The sequence below is a fragment of the Pseudomonas frederiksbergensis genome, assembly GCF_035751725.1.
GTDB classification, from domain to species: domain Bacteria; phylum Pseudomonadota; class Gammaproteobacteria; order Pseudomonadales; family Pseudomonadaceae; genus Aquipseudomonas; species Aquipseudomonas frederiksbergensis_A.
Genome location: NZ_CP142104.1, coordinates 797275 through 818583, shown reverse-complemented (window position 1 = coordinate 818583; position 21309 = coordinate 797275). Strand labels below are relative to the sequence as shown.

At 59.3% G+C, this 21309-nt stretch carries 13 protein-coding genes and 2 rRNA genes; 4 read left to right on the top strand and 11 right to left on the bottom strand.

Going from position 1 to position 21309, the window contains the following annotated elements:
- Positions 1 to 14 precede the first annotated feature (14 nt).
- A complete protein-coding gene (locus tag VQ575_RS03615; protein WP_039592379.1) occupies positions 15 to 329 on the top strand; it encodes a putative quinol monooxygenase in 315 nt (104 codons plus the stop codon).
- On the opposite strand, the gene VQ575_RS03610 is transcribed toward VQ575_RS03615, so the two are convergent.
- Positions 319 to 1083, bottom strand: coding sequence for a sulfite exporter TauE/SafE family protein (locus tag VQ575_RS03610; protein ID WP_325919086.1), 765 nt, complete (start codon positions 1081 to 1083; stop codon positions 319 to 321). The two genes, VQ575_RS03615 and VQ575_RS03610, sit on opposite strands and share 11 nt — an antisense overlap.
- A 161-nt stretch (positions 1084 to 1244) precedes the next feature.
- Between VQ575_RS03610 and VQ575_RS03605 the strand changes: the two genes are divergently transcribed.
- Positions 1245 to 2126 carry a LysR family transcriptional regulator gene (locus VQ575_RS03605; protein WP_325919084.1) on the top strand — a complete coding sequence of 294 codons (882 nt, stop codon included), beginning with the start codon at positions 1245 to 1247 and terminating at the stop codon, positions 2124 to 2126.
- A 97-nt stretch (positions 2127 to 2223) separates the two neighbouring features.
- Positions 2224 to 2568 (top strand): cupin domain-containing protein, encoded by a 345-nt coding sequence (locus tag VQ575_RS03600; protein ID WP_039592382.1) that lies wholly within the window; start codon positions 2224 to 2226, stop codon positions 2566 to 2568.
- 118 nt (positions 2569 to 2686) lie between these two features.
- Here VQ575_RS03600 and mmsB read toward each other — a convergent pair whose 3' ends face one another.
- Both mmsB and VQ575_RS03590 read right to left on the bottom strand, forming a co-directional pair.
- On the bottom strand, positions 2687 to 3574 hold the full coding sequence (gene mmsB, locus VQ575_RS03595; protein WP_039592383.1) for a 3-hydroxyisobutyrate dehydrogenase: 888 nt from the start codon (positions 3572 to 3574) through the stop codon (positions 2687 to 2689).
- 10 nt (positions 3575 to 3584) lie between these two features.
- A complete protein-coding gene (locus VQ575_RS03590; RefSeq protein WP_325919083.1) occupies positions 3585 to 5111 on the bottom strand; it encodes a CoA-acylating methylmalonate-semialdehyde dehydrogenase in 1527 nt (508 codons plus the stop codon).
- A 140-nt stretch (positions 5112 to 5251) separates the two neighbouring features.
- Here VQ575_RS03590 and VQ575_RS03585 point away from each other — a divergent pair, with 140 nt between their 5' ends.
- A complete protein-coding gene (locus tag VQ575_RS03585) occupies positions 5252 to 6199 on the top strand; it encodes a LysR family transcriptional regulator (protein WP_039592385.1) in 948 nt (315 codons plus the stop codon).
- On the opposite strand, the gene VQ575_RS03580 is transcribed toward VQ575_RS03585, so the two are convergent.
- From VQ575_RS03580 to VQ575_RS03545, 8 genes are all read right to left on the bottom strand, one after another.
- Complete coding sequence (locus tag VQ575_RS03580) at positions 6196 to 6699, bottom strand: OmpA family protein (RefSeq protein ID WP_039592386.1); 504 nt, start codon at positions 6697 to 6699, stop codon at positions 6196 to 6198. The two genes, VQ575_RS03585 and VQ575_RS03580, sit on opposite strands and share 4 nt — an antisense overlap.
- Before the next feature lie 4 nt (positions 6700 to 6703).
- Positions 6704 to 7972: a diguanylate cyclase domain-containing protein gene (locus VQ575_RS03575; RefSeq protein ID WP_039592387.1), complete on the bottom strand. Its 1269-nt coding sequence runs from the start codon at positions 7970 to 7972 to the stop codon at positions 6704 to 6706.
- Complete coding sequence (locus tag VQ575_RS03570; protein WP_045155062.1) at positions 7969 to 8544, bottom strand: YfiR family protein; 576 nt, start codon at positions 8542 to 8544, stop codon at positions 7969 to 7971. The genes VQ575_RS03575 and VQ575_RS03570 overlap by 4 nt, the downstream gene beginning before the upstream one ends.
- A 147-nt stretch (positions 8545 to 8691) precedes the next feature.
- Complete coding sequence (gene recD, locus VQ575_RS03565) at positions 8692 to 10779, bottom strand: exodeoxyribonuclease V subunit alpha (protein ID WP_325919082.1); 2088 nt, start codon at positions 10777 to 10779, stop codon at positions 8692 to 8694.
- A complete protein-coding gene (gene recB, locus VQ575_RS03560) occupies positions 10776 to 14465 on the bottom strand; it encodes an exodeoxyribonuclease V subunit beta (protein ID WP_325919081.1) in 3690 nt (1229 codons plus the stop codon). The genes recD and recB overlap by 4 nt, the downstream gene beginning before the upstream one ends.
- Positions 14462 to 17914: an exodeoxyribonuclease V subunit gamma gene (recC, locus tag VQ575_RS03555; RefSeq protein WP_325919080.1), complete on the bottom strand. Its 3453-nt coding sequence runs from the start codon at positions 17912 to 17914 to the stop codon at positions 14462 to 14464. Before recC ends, recB begins: the two co-directional genes overlap by 4 nt.
- A 154-nt stretch (positions 17915 to 18068) precedes the next feature.
- Positions 18069 to 18184 (bottom strand): 5S ribosomal RNA (rrf, locus tag VQ575_RS03550).
- Between the two features lie 157 nt (positions 18185 to 18341).
- A 23S ribosomal RNA gene (locus tag VQ575_RS03545) occupies positions 18342 to 21232 on the bottom strand.
- Positions 21233 to 21309 lie beyond the last annotated feature (77 nt).

Below are 21309 nucleotides of genomic sequence, written 5' to 3'. Positions count from 1 at the left end.
AGGAGCCTACCCTGATGAGTGAATTGCACGGCTTCATCCTGCATGCCAAGACCCGCCCGGAAAAAGCCGAAGCCTTCGAAGCGTTGTTCCGCGCCTACGTCGAACCCAGTCGCGCCGAGCCCGGCTGCATCGAATACCACATGCTGAGGGATCAGCAGGACCCGACGTTATTTATCTTCTATGAAATATGGGCGTCCCAGGCTGATCTGGACGTGCACTCGAACCTGCCGCACATGAAACAATTCTTCGAACAGCGCATGGATTACCTGGAGCGCGACTTCGATATTCGCCGTGTCGACATGCTCAGCCCATCCTCGGCTAGCCGCTGACCAGCAGATGGCCGCCGAGCACGCCGAGGCCGATAAAAAATACCCGCTTGAATAACACGGCGCTGATCCGCTGGCGCAGCCACTGCCCCAGCCACATCCCCAACAGCGCCGGCACCAACGCCAGCAGCGAAGCGCTCAGCTCCCCGCCGCCCAAGGCGCCTCGCCACAACAGCCCGACTGCCAAGGCCAATGTTGAAACGGTGAATGACAGGCCCAAGGCCTGCACCAGCTCATCCTTGTTCAAACCCAACGCCTGCAAGTAAGGCACCGCCGGAATCACGAAGACCCCGGTCGCCGAGGTAATCAAACCGGTGAGCAGTCCACAGAACGGGGCGAGCCAGCCTTCATGCCTGGCACTGACCTGCAACGTCGGCAACCACAATCCGCTCAACGCATAGACAACCAGCGCCGCGCCGAGCCCTCGTATCGCCCAGGCCCCGCCGACCATGCCGCCCCACAGTGTGCCGAGGCCGGTGCCGATGAAAATCGCCAGCAGCAACGGCCAGAGGCGCCGGGTAAGCCCTGTCAAATGTCCACCAAACGCCAGTTGCCAGAGGTTCGTCAGGGTTGCCGGAATGATCAGCAGCGCCGCAGCCTGCGCCGGTGACAGAGCCAGACCAAGCAAGCCCATTGCGATGGTAGGTAGACCGAGACCGATCATTCCCTTGACGGCGCCGGCCAGCAGGAAGGTGCCAATCACCAGCAGGGAAAGGGCCAGGCCGAGGTTTTGATAGAAAGCGATGAGGGTGTCCATGGGCCTATCGTGCGCCCCGGGCCCTGGTTTTGAAATGTGCCATATACTGAGGGTGCCTCTCTTTCTGCAAGAGGCTAGAACTCTGTTGACGCTACTGACGCCTCGGCGAGCAGGCTCGCGAAGGCGGCATACCAAACACCACAGAATCTGAGACCGGCCTCATGCACTTCGACCTCACCGACCTGCGTCTCTACCTGCACATCCTCGACACCGGCAACATCACCGCCGGCGCCACTCGCAGCCACTTGTCCCTGGCAGCGGCCAGTGCACGGATCCGGGCCATGGAAGCCTCCCTGGGCATCGACCTGCTTGAACGCGGGCGGCGTGGCGTAACCCCGACACCGGCCGGAAAAGCCCTGGCCGAACATGCGCGGATCCTGTTGCAACATGCCGAACGCCTCCAGCAGGACCTGGCCGAATACGCCCAAGGTACCAAAGGCCGGGTGCGGCTGCTGTGCAACACCAGCGCCATGACCGAGTACCTGCCAGAACGGCTCGCCGGCTTTCTCAAGGCCTATCCCAACCTCGACATCGACCTGCAGGAATTGCCCAGTTCACGGATCACCCATGCACTGCGCCAGGGCACTGCGGACCTGGGGATCGTTTCCGACGCGGTGGACACCGATGGCCTTCAGGCCTGGCCTTTTCGCGACGACCCGCTGGTATTGCTCCTACCGACCGGACACCCTCTGGCTGACGGCCGTACCGTGCGTTTCAGCGAGACCCTCAGCCACGACTATGTCGGCCTGAATGCCTCCAGCGCCTTGGCGATCCATCTGGAAGAACAGGCGCTGCACATCGGCTCGCGCATGCAAATCCGCATTCGCGCCGACGGTTTCGACGGGGTGATCCGCATGGTCGCGCACGGTGCTGGCATTGCCATCGTGCCCAAGGCTGCCATCGACCGGCGCCCATTCGAGCCGTCGTATCACTGTGTCCCGCTGCAAGAGGGCTGGGCCAACCGGGCCTTGCTGCTCTGCGCCCGTAACTTCGAAGGCTTGCCTGCCTACGCCAAGACCCTGGCCCGGCATCTGGCCGAGTGATGCGCGCTTCTGGATAGCCCGGTGTCGACCACAGACATCTACCCGCCCATGCCGCGCGTTAGGGTGCCTGTTCTTTTCTGCCCCTTTCGGAGCTCACATGACCGCACCCATCACCGTCCTGCGCGACACCCATCCGCTGCCCGTACTCGACGCCTGCAAATGGGAAAAACTCGAAGGCGACCCGCACACCGTCAACCTCAACGCGTACACCAGCGAAGACGGCAGCAAGATCATGGGCACCTGGATCTGCACGCCGGGCAAATGGCGTGTGGATTATGTGAAGTGGGAGTACTGCCATTTCCAGGAAGGCTACTGTGTGATTACGCCGGACGGCATGGAGCCGATCCATCTGCGCGCCGGTGACATCTTCGTCGTCGAGCCGGGCATGAAAGGTACTTGGGAAGTGGTCGAGACCGTGCGCAAATATTTCGTGTTTGCCTGAAACGAAAAAACCGAAAGACCACCCGACATGGTCTCTCGGAAAACAACTTCTGGAATGCATGACCCTGTGGCGAGGGGATTTACCCCCTCGCCACAAAAGCTTCAGAACACCGCAGGTTTTACTGCGGCTTGCGATAGCTGTTCACAATCGCCGAGAAATCCTGGCCGCCCTCGCCCCGCTGGCTCATCGCCTGATACAACTGCTGAGCCACCGCCCCCAAGATCACTGGCTGACGGGCCTGGCGCGCGGCTTCAGTGGCCAGGCCCAGGTCCTTGAGCATCAGGTCCGCGCCGAAGCCGCCGGTATAACCGCGAGACGCCGGAGCCGTTTCGATCACGCCCGGCCATGGGTTGTAAGTGTCCGAACTCCAGCAACGGCCCGTCGAACTGTTGATAATGCCGGCCAGCACCTGAGTGTCGATCCCCAAGGCATCGCCCAGGGCCATGGCTTCGCTGACACCCACCATGGAAATCCCCAGCAGCAGGTTGTTGCAGATCTTGGCGATCTGCCCGGTGCCGACTTCGCCACAGTGCACAATGTTGCGACCCATCTGCGCCAGCACCGGTTGCAACGTTGAAAACAACTCCTGCGTAGCGCCAACCATGAAGGTCAACGTGCCCGCCGCGGCACCGCCGGTGCCGCCCGAGACCGGCGCATCGGCCATCGCCACCCCTTGTTTCGCCGCGGCAGCCGCCACGTCGCGGGCGGTCTGGGGATCGATGGTGCTGCAATCCACCGCCGGAGTCCCGGCGGCGATGCCGGCCAGCACGCCGTCTTCACCCAGCCAGACACTGCGCACATGGGCAGCGGCCGGCAGCATGGTAATCACCAATGCAGCGCCCTGGGCCGCATCGCGCGGCGAGGCACTGATGGTGCCGCCCAGCGCCGCCAGTTCGGCCAGCACCGTCTGATTCAGGTCGAACAGATTCAGCGAATGGCCAGCCTTGAGCAGGTTGCGCGCCATCGGCGCGCCCATGTTGCCCAGGCCGATAAATGCGATGTTCATGTCCGGATCCTCAACGCAAATTGATGGTGGTGTTCACACCGTCATTGACGCTGTCGTCATCGAACCAGCGTGCGGTCACGGTCTTGGTTTGAGTGTAGAACTGCACCACTTGTTTGCCGTAGGGGCCAAGGTCGCCGAGTTTCGAACCGCGGGAACCGGTAAAGCTGAAGAACGGCACCGGCACCGGGATCGGGATGTTGATGCCCACCTGGCCGACATCGATTTCACTCTGGAATTTGCGCGCCGCCGCACCGCTCTGGGTGAACAGGCCGGTGCCGTTGCCGAATGGGTTGGCGTTGACCAACGCGATGGCCTGGTCCAGCGTGTCCACTTCCAGCACCACCAGCACCGGGCCGAAGATTTCTTCGGTGTAGATGCGCATGTCGGTGGTCACGCCGGAAAACAGGGTCGGGCCGACGAAGTTGCCTTGCTCGAACCCCGGCACGCTGATGCCACGGCCATCGAGTTCCAGCTTCGCGCCTTGCTGCACGCCGCTCTCGATCAACTCGAGGATGCGCGCCTTGGCCCGCTTGGAAATCACCGGACCGATGTCGGTGCCCGGCTCGCTGCCAGCGTTGACCTTGAGTTTTTGTGCCAAGGCCTTGAGCTCTGGCAACCACTGTTTTGCCGCACCCACCATCACCACCACGGAGGTGGCCATGCAACGCTGGCCCGCCGCGCCGAAACCGGCACCGACCAGGGCGTTGAGGGTTTGCTCACGATTGGCATCAGGCAACACCACCGCGTGGTTCTTGGCGCCCATCATCGATTGCACGCGCTTGCCATGGCGACCCGCCAGGTCATAGACATGGGTGCCGACCGCGGTCGAACCGACAAAGGAAACGGCCTTGATATCCTTGTGGGTGCAGAGCGCATCCACCACGTCCTTGCCGCCGTGCACCACGTTGAGCACACCTGCCGGCACCCCGGCCTCGATCGCCAGCTCCACCAGGAGCATGGTCGACAACGGATCCTGCTCCGAGGGCTTGAGCACAAAAGTGTTGCCGCAGGCGATGGCCATCGGGAACATCCACAGCGGAATCATCGCCGGGAAGTTGAACGGCGTGATGCCCGCGCATACCCCGATCGGTTGGCGCAGCGTGTAGGTGTCAACGCCACCAGCGACGTTTTCGGCGAACTCACCCATCTGCAGAGTGCCGATGGAACAGGCGTGCTCGACCACTTCCAGGCCACGGAAAATATCGCCCTCGGCGTCGGCAATGGTCTTGCCCTGTTCGGCGCTGAGCACCGCGGCGATGCGCTTGGAATGCTCGCGGATCAAGGCCTGGAGCTTGAGCATGATGCGCATGCGCGCACCGATGGGCGTCAGCTTCCAGGTCTGGAAAGCCCGCTGGGCGGCGCAGATGGCGGCATGGACTTCCGAAGCCGTGGCAAACGGGACCTTCGCCAGCACTTCTTGGGTGGCCGGGTTGACGATGTCGTGCCATTCGCTGGATTGGGATTCAACCCACTCACCATCGATCAACAGTCTGACGGATTGCAGGGCGGTGTCGCTGGGCGTAAGGGAAACGTTCATGCTGGCCTCCGGGATTGTTCTTATAAGAGAGCGCTGGTTCAGCAAAGACCAAGGAGCATGCGCACGCTTGGTGATAAGACGGTTTTTGGAGTATAGATGTGCAAACTTCTAATAAGAACGCACATAAAAACCGGTCCATCATGCAAAAAAACATCACCTCCCTAGGGTCGCTGAATTGGGACGACCTCAAGTTTTTTCTCGAAGTGGCCCGTACCCGCAAGGCCAGCACGGCCGCCAAGCGCCTGGCCGTCGACTACACGACGGTGTCGCGACGCATCAGCTCGCTGGAAGCTTCGCTGGGCACGCTGCTGTTCGAAAAATCCCGGACCAACGGTTTTGTCCTGACTTCCGAAGGCCAGCGATTGCTAGGCTACGCCGAATCGATCGAAAGCACGCTGCACATGGCTTGCGAACAGGTCTCAGGCTCCGGCGTTGCGCTGTCGGGCCATGTGCGCATGGGATGCACGGAAGGCTTCGGCAGTTTTTTCATCACGCCGCAATTGAGCCACTTCGTCGATGCCTACCCAGCCATTTCCGTGGACATCCTGCCGCTGCCGCACTTCATCAGCCTTTCCAAGCGCGAAGCAGACATCGTCATCGCCCTCGAACGCCCTGAACATGGCCCATACGTATGCTGCAAGCTGTGCGACTATCGGCTGCAGCTCTACGCAACCCAGCAATACCTGGACAATCACCCGCCCATCCACCGCCCGGCGGATTTGGCCAAGCATTCGTTCATCAGCTATGTCGACGATTTGGCGTTCAGTTCCGAGCTGTTGTACCTCGCCAACGTCCTGCCTGGCGCGCACGCTCTTCTGCGCAGCACCAGCGTGATCGCGCAGTTTGTCGCGGCCCAGCAAGGTCGGTCACTGGCTATCCTGCCCTGCTTCCTGGCGGCCCAAGACCCACGCTTGCTGCCGGTGCTGCCAGCGGAAATCACGGTCACTCGCCAATTCTGGATGTACTGCCGGGAGGACTTGAGGAAGCTCAAGCGGATTACATTGCTGTGGGATTACATCAGGGATGTGACTGAGCAGAACCGGCCATTGCTGATCGGCAACAGCCGGGAGATGGTGTTTGCCGATTAGTCGGCGATAACCACGATGGCAACGCGGCGGTTTTCGGTGCGGCCGCTGGCGGTGTCGTTGGACGCGACGGGTTGGCTGCTGCCAAGACCACGTAGTTGGACGTTTTCTTCACGCATGCCCACGCCAATCAATACTTTGCCGACGCTGTTGGCCCGACGTATCGACAGTTGTTCGTTATAGGCTTGGGAGCCTGATGCGTCGGTGTGACCGTCGACTCGCACTCGTTCGATACCCGCGCCCAGCAAGGCCTTGCCGATCCGCTCGACAATTTCGGTGCTGGCTGGATTGAGGCTTTCCACATCGCTGCCAAACAGCACTTTGCCGGAAAGACCAAAGGCCCAGCCCTCGTCCGTCAACTTGAAGCCCTGCTCCTTGAGCACGGCGATTTGCGCTGGGGTAAGGCCTTTCTGGAGAGTGGTCTGGCAACCTGCCAGGGCAAAAACGGCGACCAATAAAAATGCTGCGAACCGCAGCAGGGAAAAACGAGCATTCGAAAGCATGCATTCAGCTCCTGGTTTGAAGATCCGCGACCGGGTGCTCCGCCCCCGCCGTGTGTTGGCCGCCTCGGGCGAGGCGTTTGGCCTGGTACATCGCCGCATCGGCGGCACTGAGCAGCGCACCCGGTGTTGCGCCGTGCTCGGGATAAACGGCGATACCGATACTGAGGGAAGTCAGGACCGAGGCATTACCCGGCAGTTGGATCGGCATTTCCATGCTGGCGATGATCTTTTCAGCGATACGCTGCGCATCCTCGATTTTATGCAACGGCGTCAGCAGCACGGCGAATTCGTCGCCGCCCAGGCGTGCCACAAGGTCATCCTCTCGCAACTGCGCCCTGACCCGCGTCGCAACGGCCGTCAGCACCGCATCGCCGGCCGCGTGGCCGAAATTGTCATTGATGCCTTTGAAGCGATCACTGTCCAGATACAGGACGGCCACTTGCTCGTCGAGCTTGCTGGCGTTGCGCAAGGCGCGGATCAATCGGCCTTCGAAAAATGCCCGGTTAGGCAATCCGGTCAGGCTGTCGTGGCTGGCCTGGTGAGCCAAGGTTTCGTTTTCGCTTTGCAGGTGGGTCTGCCAGGACTCCAGCTCAGCGAGCAAGCCATTGAAGTCGTTGCCCAGATTGTCCAACTCCGCGATGTCGGCCGGCGGCACCCGTCGATCCAGGGCTCGCTCGCAGCGCGCGGCGTGGGCGACTTCAGCCAAGCTGCGCAACGGTCCGGTGATCGCCCGCAACTGACGTCGCGCCAGGTACAGCGCGACCCAGGCACTGACTGCGGTGCACACAATGATCCCCGCCAGGCCGCTGAGCAGGAAACGCAACAGGCTGCCGCCATGCCCGGCCAAAAGGATCCTGCCGATATCGCGCCCTTGATGGACGATGGGGAGGCTGATGGGCTTTTCCAAAAACGCCTTGGCGATGTGCATTTCCAACTCCGACAGGAGTCCTGTTTCCGGCCGCTGCCAATGCGCCAACAAGCGGCCGTGTTCATTGAACACCTGCGCATCGGCGACTTCTTCGGTCGTGGCAATCAAGGCCAGCGCTTCCGTGGCCGCGGCTGCATCATCGAACACCACGGCGGCTTCCACTGTGTAGTTGATCGAACGGGCGATGAGGTGCAGGTTGTGATCGGCGTAGACACGCAAGGCAAGCACGCCCAGCAAGGTCAGGGAGACACTGGCCATGGTGATCGCCACCAGCGCGACGATCAGATGACCGCGACCGATGACCGACCCCAGCGTGGGACGAATTCGTGGTTTCGACGAACTCATGGGGCGGCAGGCCTGCGGCGCGATAATTGAAGGACACTCGGATGGATACGCACGCCGCTGCGGGCCACCGAATCGAGATTGACATCGAACGACACTTGCTCGTCACCGACCCGCAGGCAGAACAGGCTGCCAACGGTGCACTGGTCACCGCCCTCGCTGATGCTCAACACCGGTTTGCCGATCAGCGAGGCAAACAGACGAGCGCGTTCCTCACTGCTCAGGTTGCCGATGTAGACAGCGTTGCAGTCAGTGGCGATGCTCGGATAATCAGCCAGCACGCGCTGCACGGTCACGGGTCGGCCGGTGGCCTGGGTGGTGCCTTTGACCAGGTTGTCGGTGTATTGGGTCGGGCCGACGATGCACAGTTGCAATTGCGTTGGCTCAACCGGCCAACGGGCGTAGCTGAGTATGCCCAATACGACTTGCGTAACCGCCTCGGCTCGCTGGTCGGCTCGGGTAGCGGTCGGCGGGTCCTGGGCAAGGACCACAGGCGACAGCAGCCACAAAAGAACGGCAAGCAAATAATGCCTGCAATCCTTGCTGCCCACCTTCTCCCGCTCCACCGCCGTCATGGATGATCTCTTGCTGTAGATAAGAGCCGGAACGATAGCACAGTGTCAAAAAGCCAGCGAGACAGTATCCTACGGAGATTTCCGACAAAAAACAGGCATTAGCGCGACCGACACACCGAAGCGCTCAAAACCAGTCATTCCATCACCTTATTCCCACTCCAACATCAGCCCGCTCAAGCGCTTGACCTTACGTCGCACTGCCTCTTCGAATATTCCGGCGCGAGGCTCGATCAGGCTGAACCATTGCTTGGCCCGGGTGATGGCGGTGTACACCAGCTCCTTGGTCAGGACCGGGTTCAGTGCGTCCGGAAGAATCAATGCCGTGTGGGTAAATTCCGAGCCTTGGGATTTGTGCACGGTCATGGCGAACACGGTTTCCACATCATTCAATCGACTGGGGAGCACAAAACGCACGCCACCTCGGCCGTCGTTACGAGGGAAGGCGACACGCAGCACCTGTTTTCCTGCATCAGGTCCGTCACGCTCAGGCAACTTGAGGGCAATACCGATATCGCCATTCATCAACCCCAGTCCGTAATCGTTGCGCGTCATCAATACCGGACGCCCTTCATACCAGAGCTGGTCATTGTCGATCAGGCGCGCCTTGAGCAGCGCCGCAGTGATCCGCTGGTTCAATCCTTCGACACCCCACGGGCCTTTGCGTACCGCGCAGAGCAGCTGGAACTCGTCGAACGCCGACAAGACCTCCCGAGCCCAATCAGCCCAGCAGTCTTCTTCCAGCGGACGGGAAGCCGCCGGGCGTCGTTGCCGCAAGACACTCAGGTAATGCCGGTATCCTTGCGGTCCCGACGCCTGGCCGTCCAGCAGCAAACGTTCCAACGCAGCATCGTGTTCACCTTTCAACGCCAACGCGGACAAGTCGGAATATTGGCCCTCCCGCAACAATTCTCGGGCCTGCTCCGGCTGTTGCCCATTGACCCTGCGAGCCAACTGGCCAATACCGCTGCCCTCGCCGAAACGCCGGGAATGCCTGAGCATGACCACTTGCTGGGCCAAGGGATGGGTGCCGTCCAGATCCTGCTTCAGATCGCTGGCCATCAGGTCCTCGCCACTGACGGATTCCAGCCAGGCCAGGGTCTGCGGGCTATACCAGCCCTCTTCGGCATCCCGGCACAAATCGCCGAGTACCGCGCCGGCTTCTACCGAAGCCAACTGGTCCTTGTCCCCCAGCAATACCAAGCGCGCGTGAGGCGGCAGCGCATCCAACAGATTTGCCATCATCTCCAGATCGATCATCGATGCTTCATCGACGACCAGCACATCCAGCGGCAGTCGGTTGCCTGCGTGATGACGAAAATGGCGAGTACCGGGACGACTGCCCAGCAGGCGGTGGACCGTGGTGACTTCGCAGGGAATGCGTTCACGCACGGCATCGGTGACGTCCAGCGTGCGAACCTGTTGGCTGATGGACTCGGTCAGGCGCGCCGCCGCCTTGCCGGTGGGCGCGGCCAGGCGAATGCGCAGCGGTTTCCCTGCTTCGACCGCAGGTGCCTGCAGCAAGGCGAGCAGACGCACGACCGTGGTGGTCTTGCCCGTGCCCGGGCCGCCCGTGACGATACTGAACGCGCTCCGAGTCGCCAGCGCGCAGGCCAGTTTCTGCCAGTCGATCGGACCTGTCCCGCGGGCCGGCCCGAACAATCCGGCCAGGCGCGCTCCAAGGTCATCGGGCACCGAGCCGTGATCGGCCAGTCGTTGACGCAACGCGCTATCGATTCGCCGCTCGTAACCCCAGTAACGACGCAGATAGAGACGTTTACCAGCGAGTACCAACGGCCGTTGCCGCATATGCTCACGTTCGTCACCGGCCAGGGCCACCAGCGGGCTGCAAGCCAGGACCTTGCACCAGCCGGCACCGTCCAGCGTCTGCAATAGCTGCGATGGCAGCAACATCATGCCGGCCTGCAGGTCGCCCTCCGGCGGCAACGACAATGCGAAATCCGGTTCCTTGAGCGTTTCGTACAAATCCAGACAGACGTGCCCATGGCCCAACTGATGGCTGGTGAGTGCGGCAGCAAGCAATACCAGCGGGTCGTCATCCGCGCACAACTCATGGAGGAACAATACGAACGCCTTGTCCAGGGCCCGCAACCAACCGCGCTCCACCCAGCGGGTCAACAGCAGCAAGAGGTCATTCACTTCGCTCAAGGGCGCCAGGCCCCGCAGGCTCTCGTCGTCGGATGGCTTGGGAAGCAGATCGGCAAAAGAACGACTCATAACAATTCCCCCTGCACCCAAGCAGGTTCCGCCTTGGGCTCCGGCATTCCTTGGAACAGGCGATCCAGTTGTTCTATCAAGGCGCGTGGAGGCTTGGTGAAATAGACACCCTGGCTGGCTGCGCGCGTGCCGCGAAGGAATATATACAACGCGCCGCCGACATGCCGGTCGTAGTCATAATCGGGCAAACGCGCCTTGAGCTGGCGATGCAAGGCCAACAGGTACAGCACGTATTGCAAGTCATAGCGGTTGTCCAGGATCGATTGCTCCATGGCCTGCCTGGTATAGGCCGCGTCGTCCATTCCCAGCCAATTGGATTTGTAGTCGGCCACGTAATACCGGCCGTCGTGCTCGAAGGCCAGGTCGATAAACCCTTTGAACATACCATTGAGCAATACGGGTTCGGCAGCGACACGAGGCGCACCGTCGTGGGTGAAGCGGCAAACCAGATCATCAAGCTTGAGCACATCGACCTTGTGACTGGCGAACCAGAATTCCATTTCCACTTGGAACCGGGTCAAGTGTCCTAGCACCACCGGTGCCTGGCCATCGCCAATCTGCAGAGGCATCTGGGTCAGGTGCAGCAACCAGTCGCCCAGCGTATTGATCCAGCCGTTCCAGCCCCGACGGTTGCAGCGCCGGGCGATGGCATCCTCAATGATGGCTGGCTCTATCGGAAACCCTTCGCCGGCGGCCCACTCCAGGAGGCCGTGCAGGAAGGTGCCTGGGTGAGGGCCGCGGGGAAAGCGGTGGATGTCACCGCCGGCAGCCACGGTTTCCCGTGGAGCGTCCGGATCGAGTCGCTCATCATCGAATAACTTCTGGGCTTGAGGATCTTCCGGCGAGGTGTCGCCGCCGGCGTTGAGGCTTTCGCCAAAACGCAAGGCGCTATAGGACGCAATCCACCAGTTCTCGCTGGCTTTGCGCAGCACAAGCAAGGGTTGCAGAAGTACCGCGTCGTTGCGTGCGGGTCGATAGCGCTCGTCGTTGGCCTGCGGCATATCCTGGCAGCTCACCGCCTGGCTGCCTTGCTGCAGGTCTTCCAACCAGCGCCTCAGTTCCACCGAGTCGTTCAACGCCGCACCACCACCCAACAGATAGCCCAGGGCAGACAAATGCAGGATCGAGCGGTTGTTACTGCCACGCTTGAGGTCGGCAACTCCCAGCCAGCAGGCGTGCTGGGCCCGGGTGAGCGCCACATACAAAAGACGCAGATCTTCGGCCAGGCGCTCGTCATCGGCCTTGGCAACCAGCTCCGGCGTAGCCAGGAGGCTAACCTGCGCCTGGCCGCGTTCATCGTGGTAATGCAGCGGCAGTCGACTGCCATCCACCGGTTTCGTCGAGCATATGAATGGGAGGAATACCAAGGGGTATTCAAGTCCCTTGGATTTATGAATCGTTACCACCTTGACCAACTGCTCATCGCTCTCGAGGCGCAGGATCTGCTCTTCTCCCGCCTGCCCGGTCAAGGCCAGATGCTCGGACAGATAACGAATCATGGCTTGCTCGCCATCCAGCTCGACAGCGGCCTGCTGCAGCAACTCACAGAGGTGCAGCAGGTTGGTCAGTACCCGCTCGCCATCATCACGGGTCATCAAGGCCTGGGGCAATTTGAAATCGTGCAACAAGCGCCTCAGCATGGGCAGCACGCCTTGCGTGCGCCAGACCATCCGATAGCTACGGAACTGCATGACGCGACTTTCCCAAGCCAGTTCATCCTGGTTCAGGCGCTCGAGTTCTGTAAGCGGCAGATTCAACGTAACGCTTGCCAGGGCTGTCCGCAGCAGTCGCTCGACATCCGGCTCCGCGCACGCCTTGAGCCAAGTCAGCAAGTCCCGTGCTTCCTGGGAGGCAAACACCGAGTCCTTGTCGGACAGATAGACGCTGCGCACGCCTCGCGCAGACAACTCGCCTCGCACGGCCTGCGCCTCCTTGCCATCGCGTACGAGAATGGCAATGTCGGCAGGCAGAATTCCACGAAGCAGTTTTCCATCCTGGAAAAAACCATCGCGCCCCGATTGGCCGCCGTTAAGCAGCGCTGTGATTTCACTGGCGCAGGCTCCCGCCATCTGCTGCCGATACACCGCACCGGAGATGGGTTGGTCGCAAGCCAAGTGCCAGATATTCAGGGCAGCCAAGGCCTGCCCAGCGACCTGCAATGACTCCTTGCGACCTTGGGATTCCACAGGCAGGAACGGCACAGGATTCTCACCTGATGCCTCGCGGAACAGGAACGCTCCCCGCCCTTGCTGACGCGCCTCGGCATGCTGGAAAACCTGATTCACCGCGCCGACCATGGCATGGCTGGAGCGGAAGTTTGTCCCCAGCGTATGCAGTCGGCCAGCGGTGGCTTCCCTGGCGCGCAGGTAGGTATAGATGTCCGCGCCGCGAAACGCATAGATGGCCTGCTTCGGATCACCGATCAGGAACAGCCCGGTATCCGCGTTGTTTTCTTCAATACGATAGATGCTTTCGAAGATCTGGTACTGGACCGGATCGGTATCCTGGAATTCATCGATCAACGCCACCGGAAATTGCTCGCGAATCAGGCTCGCCAGCCGCTCCCCGCCTTCGGCCTGCAAAGCCGCGTCCAGGCGCAGCAGCATGTCGTCAAAGCCCATTTCCGCCCGGCGACGCTTCTCCGCTTCGAAGCGAGTCCCGACCCATTGCGCGGCATGTTGCAATACTGCGGCGTCCGGGGTGGGCAAGGCGTCCAGGCTGGCCTTGAGCCCTGACATCGCATCCAGCCCTGGATGGCTGGGCACCTCGCCTTTCCATGCCTCGGCCATGCCCTCGGGCGTCAGTCGTGTGAAGCCGGTGCCAATGTCCAACAGTTCGAGACTTTCGTCCTCCACCCAAGCAGTGATTTTCTGGAACCAGGGCTCGAAATAGCGAGCCTGCATCTTGCGTCCGTCAACGCTTTTATTGGCAACGCCTTGCTGGCAGATCTCCAACAACTCCACGGCCCATTGTCGCCAAGGGGCCTTGAGGTCGAGCAATGCGGCGCTGCGTTCCTGCAGGGATGCGGCAATCAGCTCGGCCGGCTCAATCCCCTGCGCCTCACCTCGAGAGCTGGAAAACAAACCCCTTACCCGGGGCAACAGAGCGGCAGGGCCGCCCCAGTGGGTTCGCACCCAGTTCAATGCTTCGCCTTGCATCGAGTAGCAGAACAGGCGCCAGTAATCCCGCAACACCTCCCCGAGCAATTCGCTGTGGTCGGTTTCCAAGGTCTGGGTAAACAGGCTGCCGCTGTCGAACGCATGCTCGCGAAGCATTCGCTGGCACCAGCTATGGATAGTCGAAACGGCCGCTTCGTCCATCCATTGCGCGGCTATATCGAGCCGGTTCGCGCAGGCTGCCCACTGCTCTTGGCCAAACTCATCACGCAGCGAGGCGATCAACGAGTCCGGGGCGGGAATTTCGTTACGGAAAAAACGCGCCGCTTCCGCAAGGCGCGTGCGGATACGCTCGCGAAGCTCCTTGGTGGCGGCATCGGTAAAGGTCACCACCAGAATCTGGGGAGGGAGCAACTCGCGGTCAAATCGGGTCTGCGGATCGCCATGCCCTAACACCAGACGCAAATACAAGGCAGAAATGGTAAAGGTCTTCCCGGTGCCGGCGCTTGCCTCGATCAATTGGCTGCCACGAAGCGGGAATGCCAGGGCCAGGGGAATTTGTCGGCTCATGGATGCGCGTCCTCACTGACCGATGAGCGCCAAGGCGCGTCGAGCAGCGGCCGGTAAAGCGCATCACACCAGTCGGGAAACGTTTCGTCAGCCATCAGCGCATTGAAATCGGCGTATTGCCGAGCCAGGGCTGGGCTTTCCCGGCGCTCGCCCTCAAATGTCAGCCCATCGCCTTCGTAGGCTTTGCGAGCCGCCGCCTGGGCTTTTTCCGGGTCGCTTTGGGCGAGCCAGGCGAACGCGGTCTTCACCGCAATAGGCAAAGGCTGGCGCATGCCGGTTTGCCAGGCTTGCAGCAAATCGCCCAGCATCTGTCGCGCTACCGCCTCTTCGAACGGGGCAAGCAGCAAGCTGTCATCGCTGGCGACCAGTGCGGTAGTCATCGAAAGCCCGCTGGCACAAGCTACGAGATGATTGACCCAGGGCCGTATCAGCCGATGCCATTTGCGAGTCTTGGTAGAACCTATGCTGTTTGGGATCGAGGTGATGGCGAGAAGCGAGCCATCGGCTCGCTGGTGCAACCCGCTGAGCCACCCTTCTACACTGACATCGTGCAACCGCAGACTGACGGGTACGGCACTGGTCAGTGGAGTTGGCCATGAAGCCAAGAGTTGCTGGTAGCGCTGGAGCAGGTCAGGCAACGGCTCGATCAGCTCGCGTTGCAGGCTTTCACCGAACCCCGCCATAGGTAACAGGCCACTGTTTTGCAATCTTTTGGCGTGCGCCGCCAATGCCAGGCCTGGTTGATCAAGGCGAACAAGGGCGGCTTCGAGCAGGCTGTCGCTCAGGCTGTAGCGCTGCAGAGCATCGAGAACGAAAGGTTCGTCATCGGCCAGGGGGGCTTCGAACGCTTCGAAGAACACATGGAGTCGCTGACTGAAGAAATGACGGACAGGGTTGCGCAAAAAATCCTGCAATTGACCGATCCCCAAGGGCTCTTCCTGGACAAAAGGCTCCAACATTGCAGGCATCGCATCGTTCTCACGGGGCTCGTGAAGCGCTCGCCATTCACTGGCATAGCTGAACAGCCCGTCACCTTGATAAAAATAGCGAGCGCTAAAGGGTTGCAACGGATGCTCTTGGGTCAATGCCCCAAGTAAATCCTCATCACCGCTTGCCAGCCGCCAACCGCTGGCGAGGTGATCGCGCAATTGGCCGATCAAGACAGATGCAGGCCGATCACTGTTGTCACGAATGCTGCGACCCACCCAACTGATGTAGAGCATTTCCCGAGCAGAAAGCAGCGCTTCCAAGAGTAGATAGCGATCATCCTCGCGCCGGGAGCGATCGCCCGGCCGATAATCGCTACCCATGAGATCGAAATCCAACGGTGGTTGAGCTCGCGGGTAATCGCCGTCGTTCATCCCCAGCAAACAAACCAGCTTGAAGGGGATTGCCCGCATCGGCATCAGCGTACAGAAATTGACCGCTCCGGCGAGGAAGCGCTGGGATAATTTGCCCTGATCCAACCCTGCCAGCCAGGCTTCCCTGACTACCGTCAAAGGCAGTTCGTCATCCAGCCCGACCGAATCGCAAGTTTCCAGCCATGTTTCACGCAGATCTTCGAGTTGGGCCAGCAGATAATCGTCGTGCTCATTGCTTGCCAGGAAGAACAATTGCATCAAATCATGCAAACGCGCGCCCCAAATCCGGGGCGACGCTGGCTGGCTGAGCTCTTGGTGAGCAACTTCCAGCGCGTCCAGCAAAGCGACCAGCGGACCGATCAAAGCCGCATCGAGGCCGCCGATCTCGTCATAGGGCTCGATACCTTCGTAGGCGTCTGAATTGCCCACTGCATACCCCAGCAACATGCGACGCAGACCGAAACGCCAGCTGTTCTGTTCAAGCTCCGCCGGCAACCCCAAGCCGGCGCGGTGTTCGGCACTCATTCCCCACCGAATACCCGCGCCTTCGATCCAGCGGTGCAGGGTCGGTAAGTCAGCCTCATCAATACCAAACCGCTCGCGCAATGCGGGCACATCCAGCAGATCGAGGATCTCGCTGACCGGAAAGCGACTGTCCGGGAGCTTGAGCAAATGCTCGACGGCAATCAGTAGAGGGTCTCGACCGCGCTGGCCCTGGTCCGTCAGCGTGAACGGAATGAAACGTGGGTCAACCCTGTCGAGCTGGCCGAATACGGAGCGAATATGCGGCGCATAGCTGTCGATATCCGGAACCATGACGATGATATCCCGGGGACGCAGGCTGGGATCCCTGCTGAAGTGGGCAAGCAACTGGTCATGCAGGATCTCAACTTCACGCTGGGCGCTGTGGGCAACATGAAAACGGATCGACTGATCTTGTTCGGGATCGACGGCTGGCCACTGTTTCCGGGTTTCATCCAGGGGGCGTAACTCCAGGATGTCGTCCTGCAATTGGCTGAGAAGGGTCGTGGGATTGCCTTCGCTGAACAGGTCGATCCGTCCCTCGCGAAATACCGAGCGATAGGTGGTTGGATCATCGTAGCTGTCGAGAAGGTTGATGTAGTCGCGCCCTTGCTTTCCCCAAGCGGCCAATAGCGGATGAGCATGTTGATGCAAGGCTTGCGAATCAAGGACGTTTGGCATGCTGCTTTTGCGGGCCTGTCGTTTGTACTGATGACGAAGCAGGTCCTTGTCAGCGACGATGTCCGCCCAATGGTAACGACAGGGATTATGGACGCACAGCAAAACCTGGCTGAACCGTGAAAGCCCGGCCAGGGCCTCAAGGACTTGGGCTGGCAGTGAAGAAATACCAAAGACGATTACGCGCGCCGGTAGGCCTTTTGGAGCGACCTCAAGGTTATTGATGCGCTCGAGATAGCGCTGATGAACGCCTGCACGACTTTGAGCCATTCCTGCCTCTCCCACGTCCAGAAGCAAGGCTCGCCACAGCTCCGCTTGCCAACAATTCGCCTCCGCCAGCGGCTTTGTTTCGCCACGCACGCTCCTTGTCTGGTGGTGTCCCTGCGCCCAATCTTCGAGCCAATCAGCTCGGTACACCTGGTACTGGTCGAAAAGATCAGCCAGACGCTCAGACAATTGGTATCGCTTGCGTAGATCAGCGTCGTGAGTGAGGAAACGTCGCAGGGGTTCGAAATGAGGTTGCTCAATCAGCTGAGGCAGCAGACGCATCAGCCTCCAGGTGAGGGGGGCCTTATCCAGCAGGGACTTGGCCGGGATCTCATCACGCCCGAGTACCATTCGATAGAGCTGCCACATGAAACTGCCAGGCAACTGCACCTCGATGGCGGCCGCGATACCGCAGCCGCCACTGTCGTCGTCTTCAGGATCCTCAGCCAATGCCAACTTCAGCCACTGGGCGATGCCGTTGCTTTGAACGAGGGCGATCTCATTCTCAAGAGGGCTTAGCGGATAACGTCGCATCAGACTGATAACCAGGCTGCGCAGCTCATCAAGGCGATTCCCGTGAACCACCATGAAAGCAGGGCTAAGGGACGTCGCGTCCGGCATAAAGGCATCCTTGAAAATGCAAAAGCTAGGGCGGAACCTTAGCACTGTCGGGGGGCTGTGACAGCCAGGAGCTGTCCGAGCGTGTCGTAAGAACTTTCCTGCAGGCAAAACAAAACCCCTACCTGCATCAGCAGATAGGGGTTTCGGAATTGAATCTTGACGATGACCTACTCTCACATGGGGAAACCCCACACTACCATCGGCGATGCATCGTTTCACTTCTGAGTTCGGGATGGGATCAGGTGGTTCCAATGCTCTATGGTCGTCAAGAAATTCGGGTACTGAGTCGCGGCCTAATGACCTCGCTTCAGCAAATTGGGTATGTGACAGCTTTCGGTGTTTTGTGAGTTTCGAACTTTCGGTTCGTTTCGTCTTCACACACCGCAATCTGGTGCTCTTTCGAGTCAGCAAATTGCTTGGGTGTTATATGGTCAAGCCTCACGGGCAATTAGTACAGGTTAGCTCAACGCCTCACAGCGCTTACACACCCTGCCTATCAACGTCGTAGTCTTCGACGGCCCTTCAGGGAGCTCAAGGCTCCAGTGAGATCTCATCTTGAGGCAAGTTTCCCGCTTAGATGCTTTCAGCGGTTATCTTTTCCGAACATAGCTACCCGGCAATGCCACTGGCGTGACAACCGGAACACCAGAGGTTCGTCCACTCCGGTCCTCTCGTACTAGGAGCAGCCCCTCTCAAATCTCAAACGTCCACGGCAGATAGGGACCGAACTGTCTCACGACGTTCTAAACCCAGCTCGCGTACCACTTTAAATGGCGAACAGCCATACCCTTGGGACCGGCTTCAGCCCCAGGATGTGATGAGCCGACATCGAGGTGCCAAACACCGCCGTCGATATGAACTCTTGGGCGGTATCAGCCTGTTATCCCCGGAGTACCTTTTATCCGTTGAGCGATGGCCCTTCCATACAGAACCACCGGATCACTAAGACCTACTTTCGTACCTGCTCGACGTGTCTGTCTCGCAGTCAAGCGCGCTTTTGCCTTTATACTCTACGACCGATTTCCGACCGGTCTGAGCGCACCTTCGTACTCCTCCGTTACTCTTTAGGAGGAGACCGCCCCAGTCAAACTACCCACCATACACTGTCCTCGATCCGGATAACGGACCTGAGTTAGAACCTCAAAGTTGCCAGGGTGGTATTTCAAGGATGGCTCCACGCAGACTGGCGTCCACGCTTCAAAGCCTCCCACCTATCCTACACAAGCAAATTCAAAGTCCAGTGCAAAGCTATAGTAAAGGTTCACGGGGTCTTTCCGTCTAGCCGCGGATACACTGCATCTTCACAGCGATTTCAATTTCACTGAGTCTCGGGTGGAGACAGCGCCGCCATCGTTACGCCATTCGTGCAGGTCGGAACTTACCCGACAAGGAATTTCGCTACCTTAGGACCGTTATAGTTACGGCCGCCGTTTACCGGGGCTTCGATCAAGAGCTTCGCGTTAGCTAACCCCATCAATTAACCTTCCGGCACCGGGCAGGCGTCACACCCTATACGTCCACTTTCGTGTTTGCAGAGTGCTGTGTTTTTAATAAACAGTCGCAGCGGCCTGGTATCTTCGACCGGCGTGGGCTTACGCAGCAAGTGCTTCACCCTCACCGGCGCACCTTCTCCCGAAGTTACGGTGCCATTTTGCCTAGTTCCTTCACCCGAGTTCTCTCAAGCGCCTTGGTATTCTCTACCCAACCACCTGTGTCGGTTTGGGGTACGGTTCCTGGTTACCTGAAGCTTAGAAGCTTTTCTTGGAAGCATGGCATCAACCACTTCGTCACCCAAAGGGTAACTCGTCATCAGCTCTCGGCCTTGGAATCCCGGATTTACCTAAGATTCCAGCCTACCACCTTAAACTTGGACAACCAACGCCAAGCTGGCCTAGCCTTCTCCGTCCCTCCATCGCAATAACCAGAAGTACAGGAATATTAACCTGTTTTCCATCGACTACGCTTTTCAGCCTCGCCTTAGGGACCGACTAACCCTGCGTCGATTAACGTTGCGCAGGAAACCTTGGTCTTTCGGCGTGGGTGTTTTTCACACCCATTGTCGTTACTCATGTCAGCATTCGCACTTCTGATACCTCCAGCAAGCTTCTCAACTCACCTTCACAGGCTTACAGAACGCTCCTCTACCGCATCACTTGCGTGATACCCGTAGCTTCGGTGTATGGTTTGAGCCCCGTTACATCTTCCGCGCAGGCCGACTCGACTAGTGAGCTATTACGCTTTCTTTAAAGGGTGGCTGCTTCTAAGCCAACCTCCTAGCTGTCTAAGCCTTCCCACATCGTTTCCCACTTAACCATAACTTTGGGACCTTAGCTGACGGTCTGGGTTGTTTCCCTTTTCACGACGGACGTTAGCACCCGCCGTGTGTCTCCCATGCTCGGCACTTGTAGGTATTCGGAGTTTGCATCGGTTTGGTAAGTCGGGATGACCCCCTAGCCGAAACAGTGCTCTACCCCCTACAGTGATACATGAGGCGCTACCTAAATAGCTTTCGAGGAGAACCAGCTATCTCCGAGCTTGATTAGCCTTTCACTCCGATCCACAGGTCATCCGCTAACTTTTCAACGGTAGTCGGTTCGGTCCTCCAGTCAGTGTTACCTAACCTTCAACCTGCCCATGGATAGATCGCCCGGTTTCGGGTCTATTCCCAGCGACTAGACGCCCTATTAAGACTCGCTTTCGCTACGCCTCCCCTATTCGGTTAAGCTCGCCACTGAAAATAAGTCGCTGACCCATTATACAAAAGGTACGCAGTCACCCAACAAAGTGGGCTCCCACTGCTTGTACGCATACGGTTTCAGGATCTATTTCACTCCCCTCTCCGGGGTTCTTTTCGCCTTTCCCTCACGGTACTAGTTCACTATCGGTCAGTCAGTAGTATTTAGCCTTGGAGGATGGTCCCCCCATATTCAGACAAAGTTTCTCGTGCTCCGTCCTACTCGATTTCACTTCTAAGATCCTTTCGCGTACAGGGCTATCACCCACTATGGCCGCACTTTCCAGAGCGTTCCGCTAAAATCAAAGAAGCTTAAGGGCTAGTCCCCGTTCGCTCGCCACTACTAGGGAATCTCGGTTGATTTCTTTTCCTCAGGGTACTTAGATGTTTCAGTTCCCCTGGTTCGCCTCTTGCACCTATGTATTCAGTACAAGATAACCATCTTATGATGGCTGGGTTCCCCCATTCAGACATCTCCGGATCAAAGTCTGTTTGCCGACTCCCCGAAGCTTTTCGCAGGCTACCACGTCTTTCATCGCCTCTGACTGCCAAGGCATCCACCGTATGCGCTTCTTCACTTGACCATATAACCCCAAGCAATCTGGTTATACTGTGAAGACGACATTCGCCGAAAATTCGATTGAGCTCTAAGAGCCCTTCA